Here is a 23326-nt window from a genome sequence, read left to right as displayed (position 1 = left end):
TGTGCGCTGATCGAGATCGAGGGGTTGACGTGGGGTTGGACATCGCTGCGGAATTCGGGGAGTTGGGTTCGCTCTCTGCTGCAGATGAGGTGTGGGAGTGGTATTCGGCGGCATTGGCGTGGTCGTTGTACACGCTGCCCTACCGCGAAGCCATGATCCTGTCGACACCGATTGGATACGTCCAGTTCCACCGTGCGGACGACGGCGTGGAGTGCGAGGTCTCCTCGAACGAAATGCTGGGGGAACAGAGAATCTCACGCGATGGTGAGGCGGCCTTGGCTGCTCAGGGATGGGCGTCGCCGCAGCCTGAGATTCGTGGCGCCTCGGGCAACTGGGCCCGTGAGATTCATGCGCCTGCGGAGTTCGAGGAGTACGAACACGTTGCCGCGCTTGTTGTCACCGCGCTACGGAACGTGCTGGAGTTGCCACTTCCATTCGAATTGGATGTTAGAACACCCTTTTTCGATACAGACAGCACGGACGAGATTCGAGGGCGGTGGCTGCTCGCACGGCCGGACGGATATTCGGCTGAACAGCTTCGGACCGCCACGCCGACGCAGTTGCGACGATTGACAATGGCGGGATGGGCCGCGCTGGAGCAAAGCAAGCGGCCACGGCATAGGCGTCTGGGCTGGACCGAGACGGTGGTCGAGGGCGGTGTACGGATGGTCACTTTCGACGATTGACCACTATGTGTAGCGAGTCTTGTACGGTGCGTTCGAGTCGAACGCCGCATTCTGGGGTTTAATATGGGTTACGACGTCAGTTTTCATCCTGTCGATATGGCACTGCTCGAGCAACGGGTCATCCCGTTCTTGGCCGGCCACGGCGAGGACGACGGCTTGGATGATCTGGTTCTCGACGCGGTGCGGCAGGCCAGAGTCCGATTCCGTGCCAATGCATGGGGTTTGGGTCTCTACAACTTGCACGCGCGACTGGATCTCGATCCCGCGCTCTACCTCTGGGGGCGACCGTTCTTCGTCACCGCGGATACGCCCGAGGCCGTCGCCGAAACCGTTGTGCGATACACCAAGTGCACCCCCGAAGAAGTCGACGACCTGGCGCGCAGCCAGATCGCTCAGCTGGACCCCCACCTGCTCAACCACATTGAGCCAGATATGACTGGCAATCTACCCAGCGATGGGCGGATAGCTTTCGGCCTTGTTCTGAAACTCGACGCACTTCGCGAGGCCGCGCAGACCATCCGTGCGGGCCGGTCGATGATCCGAGACCGGAGCGGCAATGCGATCTCAGCCGCAGACGCGCTCAACAAATGCGGCCAGTTCCACGCAGTCGAGTTCCTGGCCGCGTTGCTCCCCGGCTGGATCACGCGAGGACGGGTCTGGCCGACCGAATTTGACGCTCCGCTGTCGGACAACGCACCCGTTTTCGGTTCGCTACCTACGGAATTCCCGGGCCTCGATTGGACATCCGACTGGACGATCAACACAAACTACGAGATCGGCGGATATTCACCCCCGGGTGAAGTCCGAGGCTTGCGAGAGTGGCTGTCCGACAATGCTTCAACGCTTACCATCGAAGCCGACAAGTGGAACGACCGCTTCTACGTTCGCAAACTCGATGAAGCCTTGGCGCTGACAGAGCTGACGGGATCGGCATTCGTCGAAGCCACCGATATCTACATCCCGTCGATGGGCACGATCAACTGACTGTCGACCGAGTCGAAGTCCTGAAATGCGGACGGCTCCATCGATATCAGCGTGCATGGTGGGGTGGTGCGGCAGCAATGGGTCCGGCGGGATCCTGGTACCCGAAACTGGTAGGAGTGAGATGAAGGACATCGAATCCGTACTTGCTGCGGATTCTCTACCCGGCCGCGTCAAGCGTCAGCGCATCTTCGACCTGCTCTCTGTGCAGCCACGACTCGGGGCCGACGCCGCGGTGCGCTATCTTGCCGAAACCGAGAATGAAGACGGGGCCAGTTATGTGGCCCAGTACCTCGCCTTGATCCCTGGAATGGCGGCGGAGAAGACCCGCGCCGCTGTACACCTACGACATTCGCCGGCCTTGGCGCCGGAGGCGTCGTGGCTCGTTCCCTGGCTCCCCGAGGATCTCCTCAACGCCTTCATCACCGACTATCTGACGGCCACCGAACTCAGCGAATCACCGGACGATGCTGTCGTCTACTGCATCGGCCTCTACCACCCGCAGCTCGTGCGTCCGCACGCCCGTCGCCTAAATCCCCACCTACTTCGTGCGCTGTTGTCCGGTGCGCCGGACGAGCTGGCCGACGCCTTCCTCGAGGTCTGGTACCAGACCAACGATTTCTCACGGTTGGAAGCTCTCGCGCTGATCCGCACCGACCATGCGCGCGCACTGGTGCGCAGTGCCCTCGGCCCAGCCGAAGGGTTCGGGGACTGGGAGACGTTCATGGAACTGGCAGGCACACTGCCGGACTCCGGTAAACCCTCCGGATTCTGGCCCGCCTCCATGGGTTTCATCGCGGACAAACAGCAAAGCCCCCACACGGTCGGTGGTCGGTTCCACGGCGAAGTCCCGATCTGCTTCGGGTGTCACGCACCGGCCGAACGCATACTTCGACTCGCCGCACACTCGCTCCCGTTCCCGATGAAGAACGACCCGTCATTCTTCTGGTACGCCTGCGACTGCGACGCCATGTATTCGACAACCCTGCGCATCACACCCGAAGGCACACACGTCTACTTCGGCCCGTCCGCGCCCAGCTCCGGCAGCACCGGAATGGTGCCCGGCGGGGAACGTTCACTCGTGCTGGAACACCATCCCAACCAAATCGGCATCAGCGACGAATCAACCGACGAGAGCAGTCAACACCAGGTCGGCGGCCTCCCCCACTGGATCACCGTGGACCGGCACCCACGCTGCCCCGAATGCGGCGACTACATGCCCTTCCTCGCCTCGATCGGAGGCAACCTCACACCCTTCGGCTACCTGCCGTTCGACGGCACACTCTACTGTTTCTGGTGCGACGACTGTTGCGTCTCCAGCACCAAATACCAGTCCTGACAACGGAAAACGCCAGGGTGAGTGCGAACCCTGGTTAAGGGTTCTCCTCCAGAGTCAGGCCGTAGTAGTCGACGCGATAGCCGGCCACCGACTGCGCGTGGTCGCTCAGGCTGAGGTCGTGCGGGGACGCGACGCCCAGGCCGCGCAGGGTGTCGACCATCATCCGAGCCAGTTCGGGACCGTTGACCTCGCCGATGCCGAAATCGCCGGAGTGATAAAGCGATTCGGTCCAGTGCTCGAGCGCAGCGGGCCGGGTGGACTCCGGAATCCAGCCGAGGGCGACGGGGTCGGGGATGTCCGCGCCGAGATCCTCGGTGTCGTACGCGACCTCGAGACGGTCGCCGCACGCGATGTGGAGGACTATGGGCCCCAGGGTTCCGGGCACCAGGGCGTGGAAGCCGAAGTCCAGTTCGATGTCGAGCGCGTGGGTTTCAGCGGGGAGATTCCAGAGGAAGTCGGTGAGGGTGTGGCGGAAGACATCCCAATCGTCGGTGCGCCAGCCTCCGGGGAAGCCCAGGCCCGCATTGGCGGGATCCAGGTTGGAGCCGAAGAAGCCACTGACGGCGTAGTTCTCGCCGTGTCCCTGCCGCCAGAACCAGTTCTCCGCCGGATCGGTCGGCTGCAGCAGCAACTCGGGACCGTGCTCGCCGGCGCGCAATTCGAGGGTGTCCGCTTGCTGACGCCAGCGGCGGAAAGGGCTGCCCCACCGCGGAGCCGAGTCGTAGAACGGACCGAGCCCGCCGTAGACGCCCATGATGGGAGCCGTGCCGAACTCTCGGGTCAGCGCCTCACCCGCCGCACGGAACGCGGCGGCCTTTCCCGCCGCTCCATCTTCCGGGACGGCGATGGGCACGTACAAACCCACGTAGTCCTCGCCGTCGTGCACGAAGTCCTTCTCGAAGCGGTCCACTCGCCGCAGCCGAGGCGCCCACTGCGGCAGGTTGTCCGGACCCACTCCCCCGATCAACTGCACCCCGTCGGCGGTCTCCTGCCACTGCCATCCGAGCCCCTCCACGAGTCGCCGTAGCGGCTCCGCTCGCCAGCCACCGGTTTCCGCACCCCGTAGTTGCCGCGCGAGATCGACCACACGCGCCGCGTCCCAACCCACCGTCATTCCGAACTCCCCGATTCGCTCAACGTATGTGGGAGACCCTGCCATACCGGCCCGACAAACCAGGCGGTCGCGACCTGTCGGTGCGCGGACTCCGTGGCCGACACGGCTCCGCAGTGGCTCAGCGGACATGGGCTGCCACCCGACCGACATCCCGTGCCTAACTGGCACTCACCGCACCTAACCAGCTAACAATGCTTCGACGTCAGCAGATGGCACGACTGCATGATGCTCCACCCATCAACCTGACGAATGGACACTCGTGAACACACCCACCCGCGTCGAACCAAATTCCACCTCACAGCCCAGCTACTCCTCGGCCGCGCCGAAGAAGTTGAAGAAGCGGGTGTGGCTGGTCGGCGCACCGGTGCTGGCTCTCGCCCTGGTGGCGCCCGCGTGGAACAGCGCCGCGGCTGCGGCCGACGCCGCCCGGCCGGATATCGCGGCGCCCTCATCGGCACTCGCGATCGGATTCTCCCCGGCCAAGCAGGATCTCACCTCCGGCCAGCGCAACGCCATCCAGTCCGCCCAGCAGTATCTCGACTTCTCCGCCTTCTCCCGCAGCGGTCTGATCGACCAGCTCGAGTACGAAGAATTCTCCACTGCGGACGCTACGTTCGCAGTGGACAGCCTGGACGTCGACTGGAACGAGCAGGCGGCCAAGAGTGCCAAGCAGTACCTCGAATACACCTCGTTCTCTCGGTCCGGACTGATCGATCAGCTGGTGTACGAAGGCTTTACGCGCGCGCAGGCCGAGTACGGAGCCAATGCCGCCTACTGACAATCTGTTTCGTCGGTAAATCCCATTGGCAAGAAGCGAGCACTGCGGCGCAGGGCCGTCGCAGTGCTCGCGGTTCATTCCCCCGACCTCCGCAACTCGCAACGAGGCGATCGAGACCGGAGAGCTGCCTCCGGCGGGGTTCGGCGACCTCATTTACGATCTTGGTGGCGATCACTGGGTCGCGCAGTTATCCGAATGATTGGAATTGTCTTGCTCTACTCGAAGGTCGCCACCGGGCTCGTTGCCGCGGCCGCCACTGTTCTGCTCGCCGCCCCCGCCTCGGCATTGCCGTCGGCAGAACTTCAGCCGATCGCGGGCCCGCACAACTACGGCCCGCTCCAGGATGCGCATTTCGGGTTCCTGCTCATCCAGCGGGAGGGCATTACGGCACTTCCCGAACTCATCTCGGATTTCCAGGGTATTGCCGAAGGTGGTCATGCCGTCTGCGATCTGCTCTCGGAGGGCATCTCGAAGAACGGTCTGGCTGCCTACTTGAGCGACGGGGCAGACGATTTCGGCACGGCGCTGGCCTTCGTGAATGCCGCCGAGACCGCCTACTGCCCCGGCTGAAGCCGGGACACAGCGGACCATCCCGCCGGCGCCCTGGGAAGTCCTGCCCCGAACACCCTCGAGGGCCGACATGACGGCAGATTCGCGGTATTCCGGCTCAACTGCTGAACCGAGGGTGCTCAGGGCCGGAACCGGCCGGCCGGCCGGGACACCATCCGCCGAAAACCAAATGGACCGGCATAGTTTCATGGGGTGAGTGCGGGAGACGCACCGAAACGAGTGGGGGATATATCGATGACCGCTGCCGTAACCGAACTCGTCGCCAAGCTGCGATCGCTGGCGGCCGAGCGACCGGACCTGGTTACCTTGTTCCGCGGATTCACCGAGGCGGAACTCGACGCCTTCCCGGTACGCCTGCCCGAGCCGGAACGCACATTGCTCGGACAGGTCGGCGCCATCTGGGTGAATGGACAGGGGTTCGGACCCGGCGCCGACTACGTCTCCATTCCGGCCGAGCTGTCCGAAGAGCCCTGGCCGCGGCTGGACTGGTGGTCCTGCGACGGTCCGCTGGAAGTCGGTTCGGTGCGGACCTCACTCGAGGTGCACGATCCTTGCAACGGCGACTTCTACTACCTCGATGTCGATCGCGACACCGGTGTGTGGGGACCGATCCTGGCCTGCTCGACGGACTATGACGACGCCTACGCGTACTTGGCGACCTCGCTGATGAACTGGTGGGAGCGTATCGCGGACGTGCTTGCCACCTCGCAGACCGAGCAAGAATGGGATTCGGTGTTGCACCCGTGGAGCTTTCGCGATCCCGGCCTCGAACCGCAGGCCTGGCGTGACCTGCGCACCGGACTGTCGCCGGCCCAGCAGGCCGCATTGGCGGACCTCGACGACGACGCGCAGGTGATCGACCTGCACCGCCTCACCCCGCCGGTGTCGTTGGAGGTCTATGCCCCGAACACCCTCGAATGCCGGCTCGACGGCCGATTCGCGATCATCCGGCTCCGCGACTGACCCGAAGGTGCTCAGGGTCGAAGTGGAGTAAGCGCGCGGGCCAGGCGTTCGAGCCATTCGCGCAGCGAGCCAGTCACGTGAGGGTGGTTGTGCTGGAAGGACTCCCAGTTCACCACCCAGGCGAGGATGTCGTCGTTCTCGAAATCGGGGGCCGTGTCGCCGAGGACCTTGCGCAGCAGGGGCAGGGTCAGGTGGGTGCGGGGAGATTCGGCCAGCAGGACGGCGTCGTAGAGGTCCTTGCCCTGCCCGCCGTCAGGGATGGCTCCGTAGCTGCGGGGCTGACTGGATTCGGTGTAGAGCCACAACAGTTTCCAGGCCAGTGACGCTTCACGGCTGGCCGTGGCACAGGGAATCGGGGTGCCGCCGTCGCCGCGGGGCACCAGCGTCCAGACCGGGGCGTCGGGCAGGGACTGGCCCGCCGCGAAATCCAGTTGGACCGCGCCGGCCATCGGGTCGGGGCCGGCGGTGTGCCACGGCACCACGACGCGGACGCCGGGTGTGTCGTAGTAGTCGAGGGTGCCGGTCGGGTCGCCGTCGATCTGGTCGCCGTCGAGGATCACACCCGCCGGGGCGGTCGGACGTTCACGAATCGTTTCCGCGAGGTCGTCGAGAAGTGGTGTCCAGGTGTAGGTTTCGAAGCAGTCGTCGGGATCGACCCAGTGCAGGCCCTCCGGCGGCAGGATCGGGCGCAGGCCGAAGGTCTCGAACTGCTCGTCCTCCCACATCTCGTTGGTCACCGCGCCGAAGGCGGCTTCGGGCCAGTGCTGCACCCAGGACAGGTCGTCGACCCAGGGGTACGGGTCACCCGGGTCGGGCGCGGCACAGCCTTCGGCTTCCGGCAGAATCCAGTCCAGATCCGCAGGGGGCCTGGCGGTTTCACCGACCCACGCAGCCATGGTCATGCTGCCGCGCAGCACCAGGCTACGTCCCCAGGAGGATTCGGCGATCAAGGCGAGCGTGTGATCCAGGGCCGCGCGGTGTGCGGCACGGAATCTCGGTGAATCCTGCACGACGCCGACGGTAGAACAGCGGTCCGACACAACGGCCGGACGTGATGCTCACCCGCTGTGCCGACCAGGCTCGCACGGCGTCGGAACGGCCACCGTTGGCTATCGCGGCAGAAGCGGGTCGCCGGTGTCAGCCAAACGCCTTGTTGCGCTACATGGTCCGACTCCCGGCAATAGCGTGGCCGTGGTCGAGTTGGTGGACGCTGATCAGCTCTGGGACTATCGGATCGGCGTTCGGTAGCAGGGCCGGCGGGAGGAGTCGCGGATGGCCACGGCGCGGCGGTTCTGGATCGAATTCGACCCGCACGAGCGGGTTGACGCCCGGTTCCGGCGGGGTGTCGGTGTGACCGGCTTCGACGTGCGGGATTGCTTGTCGATGGTCGCCGAACTATTCCCCGGCAGAATGCTGCCACCCGTGCAGCGAATTACCGTCGACGTCTCGCTCGCCGATCAGCTACCGGCGAATCCCCGCTATCTCGGCGTTTCAGTGTGGCGCGGAGTCTGGTATCCGCCCGTGAACCTCGGGATCGGGCCGAGGCACACCATCGACCGACGGGGAACGCCCCGCGACTATCCGGCCCCTGTCACCGCGTCTCACCACGGAGTGCCGGCCAACGCGAATCCGCGCACGAAAACCACATGGTGGGGCGAAATCCCGCATATCGAGGGCCTGCTGTGGCCGCTGATGGACATGCACCACGCAGAGAACAGCCGCGGAATGCGCGAGTCCGCCAGGGTGCTGCGCCACGCCTGCGCCGCGGATCCGACCTACGGGACCCTGGTGCGCGAAGCACTCGACTTCATGATCTGGTGGCGGCCGACACCGGACGAATGGTTCGATCCGACCGAAACCAGGTTCACCGGCCGGCATGAACTCGACGAGTACCTGCGAGCCTTCCGCGACTACTTGTTCGGAACTCGCCCGGAGCCGATCTGTCCTCCCGGCAGCGAACCGCTGTCACCCGAGGACGCGTGGCTCGACGCTGTCAGCCGTCTACGCATCACCCGTCCGGGCGACGACCCACCGCGATAGCCACAGTGGACTGCGGCGGCGGGCTATCGCCCCGTCGGCCGCGGTTTTCATCGCCCGCCAGCTGGACGACCGGCGGTTCTGACGCGCTACACCGGGGCCAGTCGCTGCTCCTCGCCGCCGCGCACGGCCACCGGCAGCCGACTCAGATAGCGGTCCAGCACGATCCGGTCGATGACCGGGCACTCGATCTCCGAATCAGCAAGCGCCGCACGGGTGTTCACGTCGGACCAGCGGGCATGGGCGGCCAGGCCGGCATAGGTGGGTGACAGCAGGGCGGCGCGGGCCAGGACATCGCGGTCGGTGGTCGACTCCGCCGCCTGTCGTTCGAGTTCGTGCAGGACCTCGTCCAGGGGCGCCGTGCGGACGTCCACGCCGCGCGCACGCAGGCCGTCCAGCACCGCCGAGACGGGCGTGGGCACGTGGTTCACCAGGTGATAGACGGTGTCCCGGTGCGGGCCCGTGCCGATCGCGACGATCGCGCGCGCCACGTAGTCGACCGGGACGAGGGAGATCGTCGCCTCGCCCACGTCCGGCGCCAGGCCCAGGGTGGCCGCGGCGCCGATCATGGTCCAGAACCCATCCTGTGGATTGCTGATCGCGTGCACGGTGTGCGCGCTGACGGTGCCGGGGCGCAGAATGGTCACCGGCAGGCCGCGCTCGCCCGCCTGGCGAATCAGCTCCTCCCCCACCCACTTCGAGACCAGGTAGCCGTTGTCCTGTAGTTGATCGGCGGTGATGCGGTCGGACTCGGCGACCACGTCGGGCCGGGGTCCGGACGGTATCGCGGCGCCGAGGGTGGACACGAAGTGCACGGGCTTGGCGCGACCGGTGGTGGCCAGGCGCAGCACCGTCCGGGTGCCCTCCACGTTCGCCGCCCGCAGGCGCTCGTAGGGATCGACGTGATTGACGCGGGCGCCGTTGTGGAAGATCACGTCGATCCGCTCGGTCAGGAACGCGAAACCGCCTGCCGCCATGCCGAATTCAGGTAGGGACAGATCCCCGCAGAGGATGCGCAGCCGGTCGGAGATGCCGTCTGTGCGCAGGCCGAACTGCTCGAGCGAGGCCATGACCCGTTGGCGGGCTTCGGCTTCGGAGCCGGCGCGCACCACACACCACACCCGGGCCTCGGTGCGGCGCAGGAGCTCGTCGAGCAGGTGCGCGCCCAGGAATCCGGTGGCACCGGTCAGCAGGATCTCCGCGGCCGGTCCCGGGTTCGGTGGCAGGCACCCGGCCGGCGAGATCCCGGGTTCGAGCACGGCGTCGGCCGCGGGCGTGGCGGCGACCTCGGGCGCGGGCGGGCTCGTGAGGTATGCCGCGAGTCCCGCGACCGTGGGCGCGCTCAGGATCGCCCGCATCGGCACGTCCAGGTCCAAGCGGGCCGAGAGGTGGCGATGCACATCGAAAACCCCCAGCGACGAACCGCCCAGATCGAAGAAGCTGTCGGTGACCCCGACCCGCTCCAGACCCAGCACCTGCGCGAAGACCTCCGCGATCGCGATCTCCACGGGGGTCTCGGGGGCGGGCGAGTCCGACTCGGACAGGTCCTCGACGGTGGGCACCGGCAGCGCTGCTCGGTCCACCTTGCCACTGGAATTGGTGGGGAACACCGCGAGCACCGAGATCACCGCGGGCAGCATGTACCCCGGCAGCACGTCGGAGAGACTGCGCCGCAACGCCTTCGGATCCACGTCCGCGCCCGGCGCCGGAACCACGTAACCGAGCAGACGGACGTCGCCACCCGCACGCTGGGCCGTCACCGCGGCCTGCGCGATCGCCGGGTCGGCGAGCAGCGCCGACTCGATCTCCCCCAGCTCGATGCGGTGCCCGCGCACCTTGATCTGCAGGTCGGTGCGCCCGAGGAAATCGAGCTCGCCGTCGGACCGCAGCCGCGCCAGATCGCCACTGCGGTAGGCGCGTGACCCGGGCGGTCCGTAGGGGTCGGCGACGAACCGGCCCGCGGTCAGGCCCGGCGCGCCGCGATAACCGCGCGCGAGCTGGACGCCGGACAGGAACAGCTCGCCGACGACACCGCGCGGGACCGGGCGCAGGCGCGCGTCGAGCACCCGGCACTGCGAATTCCACGCGGGCACCCCGATGGACAGTCGCGGTTCGTCCAGATCCCGTTCCCGCACATGATGTTCGGTGATGCTGACCGCCGCTTCGGTCGGCCCGTACAGGTTGTGCACCTCCGCCGAGCAGATCCGGGCGAAGGTCTGCACGGTCTCCGGCGGCAGGGCCTCGCCGATGACGAACAGCGCGCGCAGTGATCGCAGCGCCGCGGGTGTCCGATGCTGGGCGATCAGGGCGGCCATGGCGGGCACGACGTCGGTGAGGGTCACCGCGTGCGTCTCGATGGCACGGCAGATCGCGTCGGGGTCGCGATGTTCGCCGGGCCGGGCCAGCACCAGCCGGGCGCCGGCCCACAGCGGCACGAAGTAGCCCCACAGCGAGACGTCGAAGGTGGCGGCGGTCTTGTGCAGGTACACATCTCGCACACCGATCGCATAGCGCCGGCACATCCACGCCACCTGATTCGCGATCGCGGCGTGGGTGATCACCACGCCCTTGGGGCGGCCCGTCGAGCCCGAGGTGTACATGACGTAGGCGGCGTGATCGGGCCGCAGCGGCCCGGCTCGTTCGTCGTCGGACACCGGGTCGCCGGGGTAGGCGCTCAGGTCGAGGGTGTCGATCAGGTGCGCCTCGACCAGGGTGAAATCGTCTGCGGTGGTGGACAATACGCAGCTCGGTTGCGCCGATTCCAGCACGTATCCGATGCGATCGGCGGGGTGTTCGGGGTCGATGGGCACCCACGCGGCGCCGGCCTCGACGACCGCGTGCATGGCGACCACCTGGTCGATCGAGCGGTGCATGGCGAGCGCGACGATCGACTCCGGGCCCACCGCGCGCTCCGCGATCAGCCAGCGCGCGAGGCGGGCGATCCGCTCGGACAGCTCCCGGTAGGTGATCGACTCGCCCGCGCACGTCATGGCGATGTCGTCCGGCCGCCGGGCAGCGTGCCGCGCCACTACTCCGGACAGGGTGTGCACGTCGAGTTCCCGCTCCGCGCCGTGGCTCGACAGCTCGGCGTCGTCCTCGCGCACGAGTTCGAGATCCCCGACCCGGCGCCGCGGGTCCTCCAGGATCGATCGCAGCAGCCGGAGATAGCCGTCCAGGAAGCGCTCGACGGTGGACTTGTCGAAAAGATCTGTGCTGTAACCGAACCGGATCCCGATGAGACCGGGTGAACCGTCCTCGCCGCGGGTGTCGATGACACCGATGTGCAGGTCGGACTTCACGGTCTCGGCCGCGACGTCCAGCATCGAGGTCGTGGCGCCGGGCATGGACAGCGCGGCCTGCGTGAAGTTCTGGAACGCGAAACCGACCTGGTACAGCGGATGCCGCCCGGGCGATCGGACCGGGTCGACGGCGTCGACGACGAGCTCGAACGGCACTTCCGAATGCGCGAAGTTGGCCAGGTCGCGGGTTCTGGTGCGGGCGAGCAGATCGATGAAGCTCTCGTCGAGATCCACGCTGGTCCGCGACACCGTCGTGTTCACGAACATGCCCGCGACCCCGTCGAGGGCGGGTTCGGACCGCACGGTCATCGGGACGCCGATCGCGATGTCCGAGGTGCCCGACAGCCGGGCCAGCAGCACCGCCAGCGCCGTGCGCATCACCATGAACAGGCTCGCCTGCCGGGCGTTGGCCAGGTCCAGCAGCTCGGTGTGCGTGTGTGCGGGCAGCGTGCGGTCCACCGTGGCTCCGCGTAGCGAGGCCACGCTGGGACGTCGCCGGTCCGCGGGCAGGTCGAGTTGATCGGGCAGGCCGTCGAGCTCGGTGCGCCAGTATCGAAGCTGTTGCGACAGTAGCGAATCCGGGTCCTCGAGCGAGCCGAGTAGTTCGCGTTGCCACAGCGCGTAGTCGGCGTACTGCACCGACAACGCCTGCCAGGCGGGCGCGACACCACCCAGCCGCGCGCCGTAGGCATCGGCCAGGTCGCGTGCCAGCGGCGCCATGGACGAGCCGTCCGCGCAGATGTGGTGCAGCGCGCACACCAGCACGTTCTCGGTCGGCGTGCGCAACAGTCGAACGCGCAGCGGCACCTCGGCGGTCACGTCGAAGCCCTGCCAGAGCAGCTCGCGGACCCGGGCGGGCAGGTCGGCGTCCGCGAGGTCCTGCACCCCGAAACGGTCGAGCAGGGCCTCCGGGGGTTCGATGTGCTGGTGCGGGCCCTGGTCGTCGGCGGGGTAGCGGGTGCGCAGCGCCTCGTGCCGGGTGACCACGTCGAGCAGGGCGCGGGTCAGGCTCGGTTCGTCGACGCCGTCCAGGCGCAGCGCGAAGCCGATGTTGTCCACCGCGGCCGAGGTGTCGAACTGATTGCGCAACCAGAAGCGAAGCTGGTTCGCCGACAACGGGATCCGCTCCGGACGCACCCCGGACAGCAGCGGCGGGCGCGCGGTATCGAAGTGCCTGGTGCGAATCGCGGCGGTCAACAGGATCGCGGTGCGGTACTCGAACAGCAGCTGCGGTGGAATCCGCAGGTTCCAGATCTCGCTCAGACGGGCCGCGGCCTGGGTCGCCAGCAGCGAGTTCCCGCCGGAGGCGAAGAAGTCGCTGTCGCCGTCGAGATCCCGGGTTCCCAGCACCCGGGCGAACACCTCGCGCACCAGGTCCTCGCCCACCCCGCTCGCGCCCGCGATCGGTGCGGACCTGGCGGTGTGGGCGGCGAGGGCGGCCCGATCGACCTTGCCCGACGGCGTGATCGGGAACTCGGCCAGCACGCGAATCGAGTTGGGCTGCATGAAGGACGGCAGTTCCGCGGCCAGCGCGGCGCGCAGCTCGGCGACTACCGTGTGCGCGGGCGTGCGCTCGGTGCGCACGAACGCGACGAGTTCGACGCTGCCGGTCGAGGTGGTCCGGTCCACCGTGACCGCGTCCACGACGCCCGGCATGCGGGTGAGCGTCGCGTCGATCTCGCCCAGTTCGATGCGGTGCCCGCGGATCTTGACCTGGTGGTCGCCGCGGCCGCGGTATTCCAGCTCGCCGTCGCGGTTGGCCCGCACCAGGTCTCCGGTTCGGTACATGCGTGCGCCGGGCGGGCCCAGGACGTCGGGCACGAAGCGCGTCGCGGTCGGTTCCGGGTGACCGGGATATCCCCGGGCCACCGCCGGTCCGCTCACGTACAGCTCCCCCACGCCGCCGGGCGCGACCGGGCGCAGCTGGGTGTCCAGGATTCGGTGGTGCACACCGTCCACGGGACGGCCGATGGGAACGGGGTCGGCCGCGCGCAGCGGGCCGGTCAGGCTGGCGGCGATCGTGGATTCGGTGGGTCCGTAGATGTTGTGGAATCGGCGGCGCGGGGAGTTCCAGCGCCGCACCAGCGCCGGCGGGCAGGGTTCGCCGCCCACAGCGATCGTGGTCAGCGCCTCCAGCTCGCGGGCGTCGAGGCTTGCCAGGACCGACGGGGTGAGGAAGGCGTGGGTGATGCGGTGCCGGTGCAGGAAGTCCGCCAGCTCACCGCCACCGAGGATGGTCTGCGGAGCGACGACCAGGGTGGCGCAGGAGCCGACGGCGAGCAGCAGTTCCAGGATCGAGGCGTCGAAACTCGGGGAGGCGAAGTGCAGCACGCGCGCGTTCCGATGGACCGATAGCGAGGTACGCAGATCCGCGGTCAGCGCGGGCACCCCGGCGTGGGTCACGCCGACGCCCTTGGGGCGGCCCGTGGAACCGGAGGTGTAGATGAGGTAGGCCAGGTTCGCCGGGCGTGGCTGCGCGCGCCGGTCCGCGTACGAGATCGGCCGCGCCGATTCCGCGTTCAGCTCGGCCGTCACCCGCGGGTCGTCGAGCACGAGCCAGTGGATGTGGGCGGGCAACTCCTCGAGGTACCGGGCCAGGGTGATGCCGAACGCGCAGCCGCTGTCTGCGAGCAGGTAGTCGACCCGCGCCCGCGGGTAGGCCGGGTCCACGGGTACGAACGCGGCGCCGGACTTGGTGATCGCCCAGGTCGATACGACCGAATCCACCGAGCGGGGCAGCACGATCGCCACACGGTCCTCGGGTCCCGCGCCGAGCGCGCACAGCGTGCGGCCGAGCCGGTTGGACTCCTCGTCCAGCTCCCGGTAGGTCAGCGAGCGGTCCGTCCCGACCAGCGCGAGCCCGTCCGGATGCTGGGTGACGGCGGCGCCGAGCAGCGACACCACGCCGCGCCCCCGCAGTTCGCCGTCGCGACGCCTCCGCTCCGCCCGAGGTGTCGCCGGCAAGCGGTTGTCGCGCATAGAGATCCTGTCGTGAGCATGCTGTTCGCTGAATTCAGACAGCAGACATCGTGGTGGATTCCCACCCGAGAAAAGACCGCCGGATTCGCGCGACACTCGCGCCCGAATCCACGGGGTTCCCCGCCCCCGACGGCGTGGCCCAGCATCGACACTTCTGACTGTGTCGGGACATCATGTTATCGATCGTGATCCATTGCAAGCCCGTGGGTGCGGCTGGTTGATGCACGGCAAATCAACACCGCCCCAAAGGGATCGAGACCGCGCTTCGGCCTGCGGTGATAGCGATACGGTCTGAATGTTCGGCGCGCGTCTACTCCGCCCGAATCGGTCCCGGGCGCAACCGGCGGTCCCCCGGCCCGGACGACACCGCCGGTCCGCCGCGTGGGCGCGAGCTATCGGTCAGACACCGTGGACGGTGATCCGCTCCGGCACCACCCGCACGATCACCCGCCGCACCTCCGCGGACTCCGGCGGCGGCAGTTCTCCCATGTACTTGCGGGACAACCGCGCCGGCAGTTCCTTGTCCGGGTCGGGCACCAGCTCGGCGGTACCCGCGACGTCGATGGCGCGATAGGGGTCGAGGGAGTCGATGACGGTCACGCTGATCCGGGGATCGCGGGCGAGGTTGCGACCCTTGCGGCGCCGGTCGGTGGTCGTGAACACCAGGGCGTCGTCCTCGCGGTCCACCCAGACCACCGACGTCTGGGGTGAGCCGTCCTCGTTCAGGGTGGCGACGACCGCGAAGTTCTTGCCGTCCAGCATGTTCCGCAGGTTCTCGGGAAGTTCGGTCATGGTTGCGAACCTACGTGTCCCGAAGGCCGGGGTGGATGGTTGAAACGCTCGTCTTCATGTCCCGATCGCTCCGTCGGCGCGCGAAGCCGGCGGTGAGTGCCGATCAGCAGACGGTGCCCTGCCGGACCGCGGCTCTGGTGTCGAAGCTCTCCGGGTTCACCGCGGTGCGCACGACGACCTGCTTGGCGGTGTCGACCAGGAAGGTCCAGCCGCCGGACAGCACAGTGCCGTTGGCGTCGATTCTGTTGACCTGCACGTACTTACCGTTGTCGGGACGGCGGGCGGTGAACCGGCCGAACCGGGTCTCGGGCGCCTTGGACCGCACCAGGGCTATGGCCGCGCTCGCGTCGATCTCGGACAGTTCCGACACCGGGGTTGGGTTCTCCTGCATGGGTCCTCGTCTCCTGTCCGAAGGTGCGTTCGCAGCTCAGTTCATACCGGAACCGGGCTCGCGGCGCAGCATTCACGGTCGCGCAATGATGCACACGATGCGAATCGGCGGCGAACCCGAGGTGGGTTCGCCGCCGATTTCACTGCGCGGAGGTGTACTACCGGGTCACCGTCGACCCCTCGTGGCGGCGGTGATCCGAGACGTTCAGTCGATCGTGCAGCCTTGCAGGGGAACGTCATTCAGGCGATCGAGCAGGTAGTTGATCGCGTTGTTGGTGCCGAACCCGTCGATCAGCTCCGGCCCGAAGTGGTTGGGCAGGGTGGCTTTCGGCAGGATCGGGGGCAGATGGTTGGTGCGGAAGGTCACCGTCGCCCCCGCGCCGCACCAGTTGTCCGCGAGTGTGCGGGTCTGCGCGTACGGGACGGTGTCGTCGTTGATGCCGCTGGTGATCAGGACCGGGCTGCGCGGGGTCAGGGTGCCGATGCGCTGCTGGGCCAGAATCGTGGACACCTCGGGGATCTCACGCAGGTGCTCGGTGAGCGGTCGCTGATCGACCGTCAGACCGGTGGTGCGCAGGAACGGATGCCGCATGATCACATCGGCGATGCACTCGTTCTCCAGCGTCGACAGCAGGGCCTTGCCCTCATCGGTGGTGCGCGCGTCCAGAACCGGCTTCAGATCGGGGTAGCGGGCCATGAAGCCGTTGAGCGCGAAGCCGATCGCGCCGCCGATCAGGGCGCCCTCGATCTCGCCGAGAATCTCGGACAGGTCCGCGGTCGGCGCGCCCGCCCAGGTGCCCTTGAGGTTCAGCTCGGGGGCGTAGGTCGGGTGCATCTCCGCGGCCGCGGCGGTCGCGCCGCCGCCCTGGGAGTAACCCCAGAACGCGATCGGGGTGTCCGAGCCGGTGCCGGCGAGCGTGTTCGCCGCGCGGGCGGCGTCCAGGACCGCGTGGGCCTCTTCGATGCGGTTGGCGTAGGTGTGCACCCCGGGGGTGCCCATGCCGATGTAGTCGGGCACGAAGACCCGCGCGCCCAGGTGGTTCCACGCCATCGCCGACAGCGCTTCCTGGTTCGCGGACAGCGTCGGCGGGGTGATGGCCAGGTACATGCCGAGGGTGAACGCCTTGGACAGCGCGCACTGATCGCCCTGTCCGGTGGTGCCCGGGGCGATGACCACTGTCGGGCGCGGGCCCTTCCCCTGCCAGGGCTGGGTGGCCTCGATGTAGGTGCCCGTGACCGCGATGGGAGCGTTGTCCTGGGTGCGGGTGGTGTACATGACGGTCTTGGCGGCGAGGGGCCACTGTCCGTCTCCCCCGGGCTGCGCCAGGTAAACCGGCAGATCAGCGGTCTTGATCACCGCTCCGGCGGCGGTATCGAACTGCGCGGGCGGGAGATAGAAGTCCTCGGCGGGCGCGGCCTGCGCCGGGGCGGCCACCGCGCTCACGAGCCCGGCTCCCACGCACATCGCCGCGGTCATCGCCATCAGGCGCCGAACCGCGCGGCGCCGCGCTGTTTTTTCGACTGACATCGTCGTCGTCTTTCTCTGCAAGATCGGAACAGCTGTGGCGCAGGCCGGCAGGCGGTACTCGTGGTGTCCGCTGCCGGGACGAGGCCTGCGCGGCCGAGGGGTGCGGGTGGGCACGCCGGCTCGACGACAACCCGGTGTGTTTCGCACGGGCCGCGCACAGTTGTGTTGCTGGTAACTCAGTTACCGGTAACGAAGTTACTATAGCTCGAGGTGAGCCACAGCACTCCCCCCGCAATCGCGAGGTACGGCACACACGCGGGCACCCGCGCGACGCGCTGTCCTAGGGTGCCGGGTTCCCGTGCTGGCGGGGTCGCATCCGCGCGTCGTACTGCTCGAGGGCGGAGTTGAACCGGGCGAGGTGGTCCACGAGTGCGGCGACCTCGTGCTCGGGCCAGTCGGCCAGGATGGCGCCGAGGTGATGCACGCGCGAAGTCCGCTCGACCTCCATCTTCGCCAGACCCGCACCGGTGCAGCGGAACTTGCGGGCGATACCGCCGTCGGGGTCGGGAATGCGTTCGAGGAGACCGGTCTTCACCATCGCGGAGGTCTGACGGTTGAGCGTGGACACGTCCAGGCCCAGGGCGTCGCTGAGCTGGCCGATGGACATCGGCCCGCTACCGCTGAGCCGGTGCAGCAGCACGTAGGCGCTGCGGTCCAGCTGCCCGGCGACGCGCCGCGTGACGAGGCTGTAGCGACCGAGCAGCATCGCCTCGAATTCGAGCGCCCCGATGGGAGTGGTCACCTGGCTCCGTCCCGCGAACCGGATCGACCGGCCCGGCCGATTGCCCGCCCACTGTACCGCCGGTCGTCCCGGGCGGGCGCCCCGTGCGCTCGGACTGCGCGGCCCGGACGGTGAGACCGCCCGGGCTGCAGCGCTATCGGTCGAGTTTCAGGTCATGGCGGAAGCGTTCCATATCGGCGATCTTCTGCGCGGTCGTCGCGTCCGGGCCGGTGTAGAACATCCACGGCATGGTCAGGATGTGGGTGATGCCGCCGGCTTCGGCGCGGGCGTAGTCCTCGATGGTCAGCGCGTCGGTCAGCGGGGCCATGACGGTGAAATCGTCCATCGACAGACCCGCCGCGGTGCGGAGCGCGCGCAGCTTCGCCGCGATGGCGACGGCCTTGTCGGTGGTGGTGAGATCGCCGATCCAGCCGTCGTAGCGTGCCGCGCGGGCCAGCGCGATGTCGGTGAGACCGCCGACCAGCACCGGGATCGCCGGCGCGGGCGGGCTCATGGCGAGCCGGGGAGTGCGGAAGAACTCGCCGTCGAATTCGGTCCAGCCCGGCTCCCACAGGCGGCGCATGAGTTCGATCTGTTCTTCGGTGCGCGCGCCGCGGCGGTCGAAGGGCCTGCCCAGGAGCTCGAATTCCTCGCGGCACCAGCCGACTCCGATACCGAGTTCGACCCGCCCGTCCGCCAGCACCGCGGCGGTGCCGATCGACTTGGCCGCGGCGTAGGGTTCGCGCATCGCGGGGATGTACACGGTGGTGACGAAGCGCAGGCGAGTGGTGACCTGGGCCAGGGCGCCGATCAGCACCCAGGGATCGGGCCAGTCCGCGAAGGGATCCCAGCGGCGCTTGCCGCTGCGGGTGTAGGGGTAGGGCGTCTCCAGCTCGGCGAGGTTCACGACGTGATCGGGCAGGCCCATCCCGTCATAGCCGAGAGCGTCGGCGGCGCGGGCGATCTCGGGAATCTCCCGGGTCGCCAGGAAGCCGGTGCTGATGTAGTACCGCATCGTTAGTCTTTTCTCGAACGGGGGCGCCGTCGACGGATCGACGGCGCCCGCCGGGATGTTCACGCCCCGGGGAAACGGACCCCGGTGAGCTGCTCGGCGACCTCCCACAACCGGGCGCCGGCGGCCGGATCCTGTGCGCGGCGCGAGATGGTGACCGGGACCGGTGGGCCGATGAGCTCCCAGCGCCCGCCGGGGCCGAAGAACTCGCCGCCCGCGACGTCCGGATCCAGGGCCGCGCGCAGGATCGGTTCGGCGCCTGCCACCGTGCCCTGGGTGAACCAGCCTGTCAGCCAGGTCATTCGGGGGTTGTACACGAGCCGAACCAGGGGATTCTGTTCGCGCAGAATGCCGGTCCGCACACCGCCGGGGTGCGCGGCCAGCGATATCGCGCGCGAGCCGGAGGCCGCGAGCCGCCGCTGGAGTTCGATCATGAACGTCATCGACGCCAGCTTCGACCGCGCGTAGGCGGCCTCCGAGTCGAAGCCGCGCTCGAGGGTCAGGTCGTCGTAGTCGAGGGTCGCTGTGCGACGACGGTGGGTGAGACTGCTGACCGTCACGATCCGGGCGGCGGGGGCGGCGGACAGCGCGTCCACGAGGTGCCCGGTCAGGGCGAAGTGCCCGAGGAAGTTCGTCACGAAGTCGAGTTCGAAACCCTCCTCGGTGACGGTGTGCTGTTTGGCCATGACACCCGCGTTGTTGATCAGCAGGTCGATGGCAGGCCAGCGCTCGCGTAATCGATTGGCGCACAGCGCAACCGAGGCGAGACTGCTGGTGTCGAGGTCCTCGACATGCACGCTCGAGCCGGCGGCGCCGGCGAGTATGTCCGCGCGGGCCGCCGCGGCGCGCTCGGCGTTGCGGCAGGCCAGCACGACCGTCGCGCCCCGATGTGCCAGGGCCCGGGCCATTTCCAGCCCGATGCCCGTGTTGGCGCCCGTCACGACCGCGACGCGCCCGCTCTGGTCCCCGGCGCGGTCGAGGGACCAGCGCGGCTCGGGTGCGCCGGTCACAGATCGACCGCCGGGATCGGCCACAGCGGGCTGCTCATCTGCTCCAGGCCCGGGTAGTGGCCGGGCTGGGGACCGCTGGTCGCGGCCTTGACGCGGGCGTCGAGTTCGGGGGTGTTGGTACGGTCCTTGAACATTCGGCCGACGGTCTTGGCGGCGATGCCGGCGTCGAAGATGTCGCGCTGCCAGGACCAGGTGTTGTTGCCGCTGTACTGGAACCAGCTGCAGCCCAGGCTGGGGATCTCGTACGGCGCGCCCGAGGGATCGGTGAAGGTGCTGCGCTGGCGCCAGAAGCCGACGACCTGGCCGTTCTGCTCGTCGATGACCGCGCTCTGGTAGGGGTAGACCCAGCCCTGGAAACCGAGCATCTCGGTGCCCAGGGCCAGATCCCGGATCTCGTCCCGGCCGGTGGCCATGAACTGGTCCGTGGCCGAGTAGGACCAGCCGTAGGACGCGTCGGGTTCGTAGTGGTCGGCCATGACCGACCAGTCGCCGAGTTCCTGGGCCCGCCGGTTGATCTCCAGCCAGCTCTGCCAGAACGATTCCAGTTCGGCGCGATCGAAACTCATGGTGGGTGTCCTCATCTATTTCGGTGAACCGCCGCGCGGTTCGGTACAGCGGGGCGCCGGGGCGGGCTCGTGGCGCGCACCGGGCGGTGGATCGAAAGGTCTACGGGCGCAACAGCAGGTGGGCGATCGAGCTCAGGCGGCTCGCCATCTCCGGGTAGGTGAAGTAGCCCATGCCCGCCTGCACCATCGCACCGCTGACCGCGATGTCGAGGGCGGTGAGCACGTCGGTATGGCAGTCGCCGGCCGCGCGGCGGGTGCGCGCGCTCATGGCGGCGCCGATGCGCGTCCGCACCCGCGCCACATCGGGATCGCGGCTCAGCACCGCCGCCGAGGCAGCGATGCTGAGCTCGGGTTCGGCGGCCGAGAGCGCGGCCAGTTCGGCGAACACCGCGTCCAGGCGCTCGAGCGGGGTGCCGTCCGCGAGCGGGGTCTCGCACCAGGCGCTCACGCGCCGCCAGTAGATCTCCGAGACCAGGTGTTCCTTCGCGGAGAAGTAGCCGTAGGCGGTCGCGTGGGTCACCCCGGCGCGGCGGCAGACCTCGCGCATCGACAGCTGTTCGAATTTCTGCTCGCGCAACACCTCCAGGCCCGCATCGAGCAGCCGCTCGACCGTCTCGGCCGCTCGGCCGCGCAGTGCTCGCCGTCCTACGTCTGTACTCGTTGCCGCGTCCATCGCTCAATATTTACACCTGGCTAGCCACCTGTAAAGTACCAATATGACGGACCGCCGAGGAAGTCGTCCGGCGGGCGCTGCCTACACGAGTTGCTGTGTGAGAGCGATGGTTTCGAGATGGCGGATGGCATGGCAGCCGCGCTCGATCATGGTGAGCATCATGTCGTCGCCGCGTTCGGTGGTGGCGGTGAAGGCGTAGCCGAAGGTGGTCAGCAGCGGGATCTGGAGCATCCCGAGCCGGTAGTCGGTCCAGCAGCGGTCGAGGGTGAAGTCGCGCACGGCGTGCTCGAGCAGCCGGCGGTGATAGGCCTCGACGAGGCGGGCTTCGCCGCGTTCGCGAGCGGTGGGATCCATGCTCGTGGCCAGGAAGTAGGCGAGGTCGCGGGCGGGTAGTCCGACGGTGAGGGTTTGCCAGTCCACGACCGTGACGGTGTGGGCCACGGCGTCGAACAGGAGGTTGTCGAGCCGATAGTCGCCGTGCAGCAGGCAGAAGCGGTCCGCGTCCAGCCCGAGCCAGGGCTCGATGAGGTTCGCCGCCTCGGTCAGCACGGTTCGGTCGGCGGCGCTCATGCGGTCGCCCAGACCCGACAGCGTCTTCTCCAGGGCGATCCCGGCAAGTGCGCCCATGCCGCGGGCGAAGTCGGCATCGGCTTTGGGCATCGCGATGCCCTCGAACGACAGCCACGCCGGATCGCACCAGCGCGGCCCGTGCAGGTCCGCCAGCGCCCGCACCGCCAGCAGGGCGTCCTCGGCACCGCAACCGCGCAGCTGATCACCCTGCGCGGCCGGGGCCAGATCCGCGATGAGCAGCACGAATTCGGAACCGTCGGACGATATCTCGCAGTGGAAGACCTCGGGGACGGGTACCGCTACGGTGTCGGCCACGCGGGTGTAGAAGGCGTGTTCGGCGCGGTATCCCAGGGCGACGCGTTCGCGCACGCCCGGCTCCTGGGAGGGCAGCTTCGCCACCAGCGACACCGGATGCGACCCCGCGGCGGCATAGGCCGGGGTCAGACGGTAGGTCGCGCCGGTCTGGCCGGTGCCGATCGGATCGACGCGCACCGACGAAACCTGCACGCCCAGAACGGCGCCGAGCCATTCGGGGGTGAGGTCCGCCGGACTCGACGGCAGCGCGGTGGAGTCGGACGAGGCAGTGGTCATGATGGTTCCTTGCCTACCGGGCGGTGACGACCGGATCTGTTCGCGCGCCGAGCAGTTCTTCCGCACGGGTCAGCGCCATGCCGTGGATGAGCCAGCGGACCGTGGTGGCGAAGACGCGGGGGTCGTCCCACTCCCCCGGCGCCGCTATGTCGGACAGGCTCATGCTGAGGGTGACGTGGGCGAGAATGCCGCCGATCTCGATCGCCCGGGCGCGACTGAAGCCGTCGCGTTCGAGGACCACCAGCAGTCGTTCCGCGTAGTCGATGACGACGCCGCGGTCGGCGACGGTCATGAGTTTGCACAGCTCGGGCTGCTCCAGCAGCGCCCCGCGCAGTGCCAGGCACCAGGATTGGACGGCCACCTCCCAGACCGCGTCGGCGTCGAAGGAGATCTCGAGCCGGGCGAAGGCGTGGGCGACGACGCCGCGGGTGAGCTGCTCGGCCGAGCCGACCTGTTGGTAGAGCGTGGAATTCGAGCAGCGCAGCTGGGTGGCCAGGGTCCGGATGGTGAGTCCGGCCGCGCCCTGGTCCGCGAGGATGCGCAGGGCTTCGTCGTAGATCGTGTCCGAGCTCAGCAGGGGTTTCGCCACGATGACGCTCCTCTTCCACTCGAACCGGGGCCGGAAACGACGTTACGTTAACAGCCGCGATCACGGGCGAGAAGCGGGAGAACCGAACGACAGGGGTCCTCGCGACCGGCCGGTCCACTCTGTTCGCCACCAATTCTC

General features: G+C 68.2%; 20 protein-coding genes. 7 read left to right on the top strand and 13 right to left on the bottom strand.

Annotation, left to right across the window (positions count from 1 at the left end; translation table 11 throughout):
• Nucleotides 1-29 precede the first annotated feature (29 nt).
• The 3 genes from ACWIGI_RS35165 to ACWIGI_RS35155 all read left to right on the top strand — a co-directional run bounded on the left by ACWIGI_RS35165 (nt 30) and on the right by ACWIGI_RS35155 (nt 3006).
• Nucleotides 30-686 (top strand): TY-Chap domain-containing protein, encoded by a 657-nt coding sequence (locus ACWIGI_RS35165; protein ID WP_454207765.1) that lies wholly within the window; start codon nt 30-32, stop codon nt 684-686.
• 96 nt (nt 687-782) lie between these two features.
• Nucleotides 783-1670, top strand: a complete 888-nt coding sequence (locus ACWIGI_RS35160) for a hypothetical protein (protein ID WP_454207763.1) — start codon at nt 783-785, stop codon at nt 1668-1670.
• A gap of 121 nt (nt 1671-1791) precedes the next feature.
• Complete coding sequence (locus tag ACWIGI_RS35155) at nt 1792-3006, top strand: hypothetical protein (RefSeq protein ID WP_454207761.1); 1215 nt, start codon at nt 1792-1794, stop codon at nt 3004-3006.
• Between the two features lie 34 nt (nt 3007-3040).
• Here ACWIGI_RS35155 and ACWIGI_RS35150 read toward each other — a convergent pair whose 3' ends face one another.
• The gene (locus ACWIGI_RS35150) at nt 3041-4120 is read right to left on the bottom strand and encodes a hypothetical protein (RefSeq protein WP_454207759.1); all 1080 of its coding nucleotides are present in this window, start codon (nt 4118-4120) and stop codon (nt 3041-3043) included.
• 259 nt (nt 4121-4379) lie between these two features.
• Here ACWIGI_RS35150 and ACWIGI_RS35145 point away from each other — a divergent pair, with 259 nt between their 5' ends.
• The 3 genes from ACWIGI_RS35145 to ACWIGI_RS35135 all read left to right on the top strand — a co-directional run bounded on the left by ACWIGI_RS35145 (nt 4380) and on the right by ACWIGI_RS35135 (nt 6431).
• Nucleotides 4380-4898, top strand: coding sequence for an Ltp family lipoprotein (locus tag ACWIGI_RS35145; protein WP_454207757.1), 519 nt, complete (start codon nt 4380-4382; stop codon nt 4896-4898).
• 210 nt (nt 4899-5108) lie between these two features.
• On the top strand, nt 5109-5468 hold the full coding sequence (locus ACWIGI_RS35140; protein WP_454207755.1) for a DUF732 domain-containing protein: 360 nt from the start codon (nt 5109-5111) through the stop codon (nt 5466-5468).
• A 234-nt stretch (nt 5469-5702) separates the two neighbouring features.
• The gene (locus ACWIGI_RS35135; protein ID WP_454207753.1) at nt 5703-6431 is read left to right on the top strand and encodes a hypothetical protein; all 729 of its coding nucleotides are present in this window, start codon (nt 5703-5705) and stop codon (nt 6429-6431) included.
• Between the two features lie 11 nt (nt 6432-6442).
• Here the strand turns inward: ACWIGI_RS35135 and ACWIGI_RS35130 are convergent, their stop codons facing one another.
• Nucleotides 6443-7441 carry a nucleotidyl transferase AbiEii/AbiGii toxin family protein gene (locus tag ACWIGI_RS35130; RefSeq protein WP_454207751.1) on the bottom strand — a complete coding sequence of 333 codons (999 nt, stop codon included), beginning with the start codon at nt 7439-7441 and terminating at the stop codon, nt 6443-6445.
• Nucleotides 7442-7781: 340 nt separating this feature from the next.
• Here ACWIGI_RS35130 and ACWIGI_RS35125 point away from each other — a divergent pair, with 340 nt between their 5' ends.
• The gene (locus tag ACWIGI_RS35125) at nt 7782-8471 is read left to right on the top strand and encodes a hypothetical protein (RefSeq protein ID WP_454207749.1); all 690 of its coding nucleotides are present in this window, start codon (nt 7782-7784) and stop codon (nt 8469-8471) included.
• A gap of 86 nt (nt 8472-8557) precedes the next feature.
• Here the strand turns inward: ACWIGI_RS35125 and ACWIGI_RS35120 are convergent, their stop codons facing one another.
• From ACWIGI_RS35120 to ACWIGI_RS35070, 11 genes are all read right to left on the bottom strand, one after another.
• Nucleotides 8558-14746 carry an amino acid adenylation domain-containing protein gene (locus ACWIGI_RS35120; protein ID WP_454207747.1) on the bottom strand — a complete coding sequence of 2063 codons (6189 nt, stop codon included), beginning with the start codon at nt 14744-14746 and terminating at the stop codon, nt 8558-8560.
• Between the two features lie 399 nt (nt 14747-15145).
• Entirely contained in the window at nt 15146-15538 is a 393-nt protein-coding gene (locus ACWIGI_RS35115) for a PPOX class F420-dependent oxidoreductase (protein ID WP_454207746.1), read from the bottom strand.
• A 103-nt stretch (nt 15539-15641) separates the two neighbouring features.
• Nucleotides 15642-15929 carry a hypothetical protein gene (locus ACWIGI_RS35110; RefSeq protein WP_454207745.1) on the bottom strand — a complete coding sequence of 96 codons (288 nt, stop codon included), beginning with the start codon at nt 15927-15929 and terminating at the stop codon, nt 15642-15644.
• 204 nt (nt 15930-16133) lie between these two features.
• A complete protein-coding gene (locus ACWIGI_RS35105; RefSeq protein ID WP_454207743.1) occupies nt 16134-17456 on the bottom strand; it encodes a lipase family protein in 1323 nt (440 codons plus the stop codon).
• 280 nt (nt 17457-17736) lie between these two features.
• Nucleotides 17737-18198, bottom strand: a complete 462-nt coding sequence (locus tag ACWIGI_RS35100) for a MarR family winged helix-turn-helix transcriptional regulator (protein WP_454207741.1) — start codon at nt 18196-18198, stop codon at nt 17737-17739.
• 133 nt (nt 18199-18331) lie between these two features.
• Nucleotides 18332-19192, bottom strand: coding sequence for a TIGR03619 family F420-dependent LLM class oxidoreductase (locus ACWIGI_RS35095; RefSeq protein ID WP_454207739.1), 861 nt, complete (start codon nt 19190-19192; stop codon nt 18332-18334).
• Between the two features lie 59 nt (nt 19193-19251).
• Nucleotides 19252-20199 (bottom strand): oxidoreductase, encoded by a 948-nt coding sequence (locus ACWIGI_RS35090; protein ID WP_454207737.1) that lies wholly within the window; start codon nt 20197-20199, stop codon nt 19252-19254.
• Nucleotides 20196-20765 (bottom strand): nuclear transport factor 2 family protein, encoded by a 570-nt coding sequence (locus ACWIGI_RS35085; protein ID WP_454207735.1) that lies wholly within the window; start codon nt 20763-20765, stop codon nt 20196-20198. Before ACWIGI_RS35085 ends, ACWIGI_RS35090 begins: the two co-directional genes overlap by 4 nt.
• Nucleotides 20766-20865: 100 nt before the next feature.
• Entirely contained in the window at nt 20866-21438 is a 573-nt protein-coding gene (locus tag ACWIGI_RS35080) for a TetR/AcrR family transcriptional regulator (protein ID WP_454207733.1), read from the bottom strand.
• Between the two features lie 81 nt (nt 21439-21519).
• Nucleotides 21520-22599, bottom strand: coding sequence for a phosphotransferase family protein (locus tag ACWIGI_RS35075; protein ID WP_454207731.1), 1080 nt, complete (start codon nt 22597-22599; stop codon nt 21520-21522).
• 13 nt (nt 22600-22612) lie between these two features.
• A complete protein-coding gene (locus ACWIGI_RS35070) occupies nt 22613-23188 on the bottom strand; it encodes a TetR/AcrR family transcriptional regulator (RefSeq protein ID WP_454207729.1) in 576 nt (191 codons plus the stop codon).
• Nucleotides 23189-23326: the final 138 nt, after the last annotated feature.

The organism is Nocardia sp. NPDC055321, from assembly GCF_053645575.1.
The sequence above is the reverse complement of the archived record's forward strand: the minus strand, read 5'-3'. Positions and strand labels throughout refer to the sequence as shown.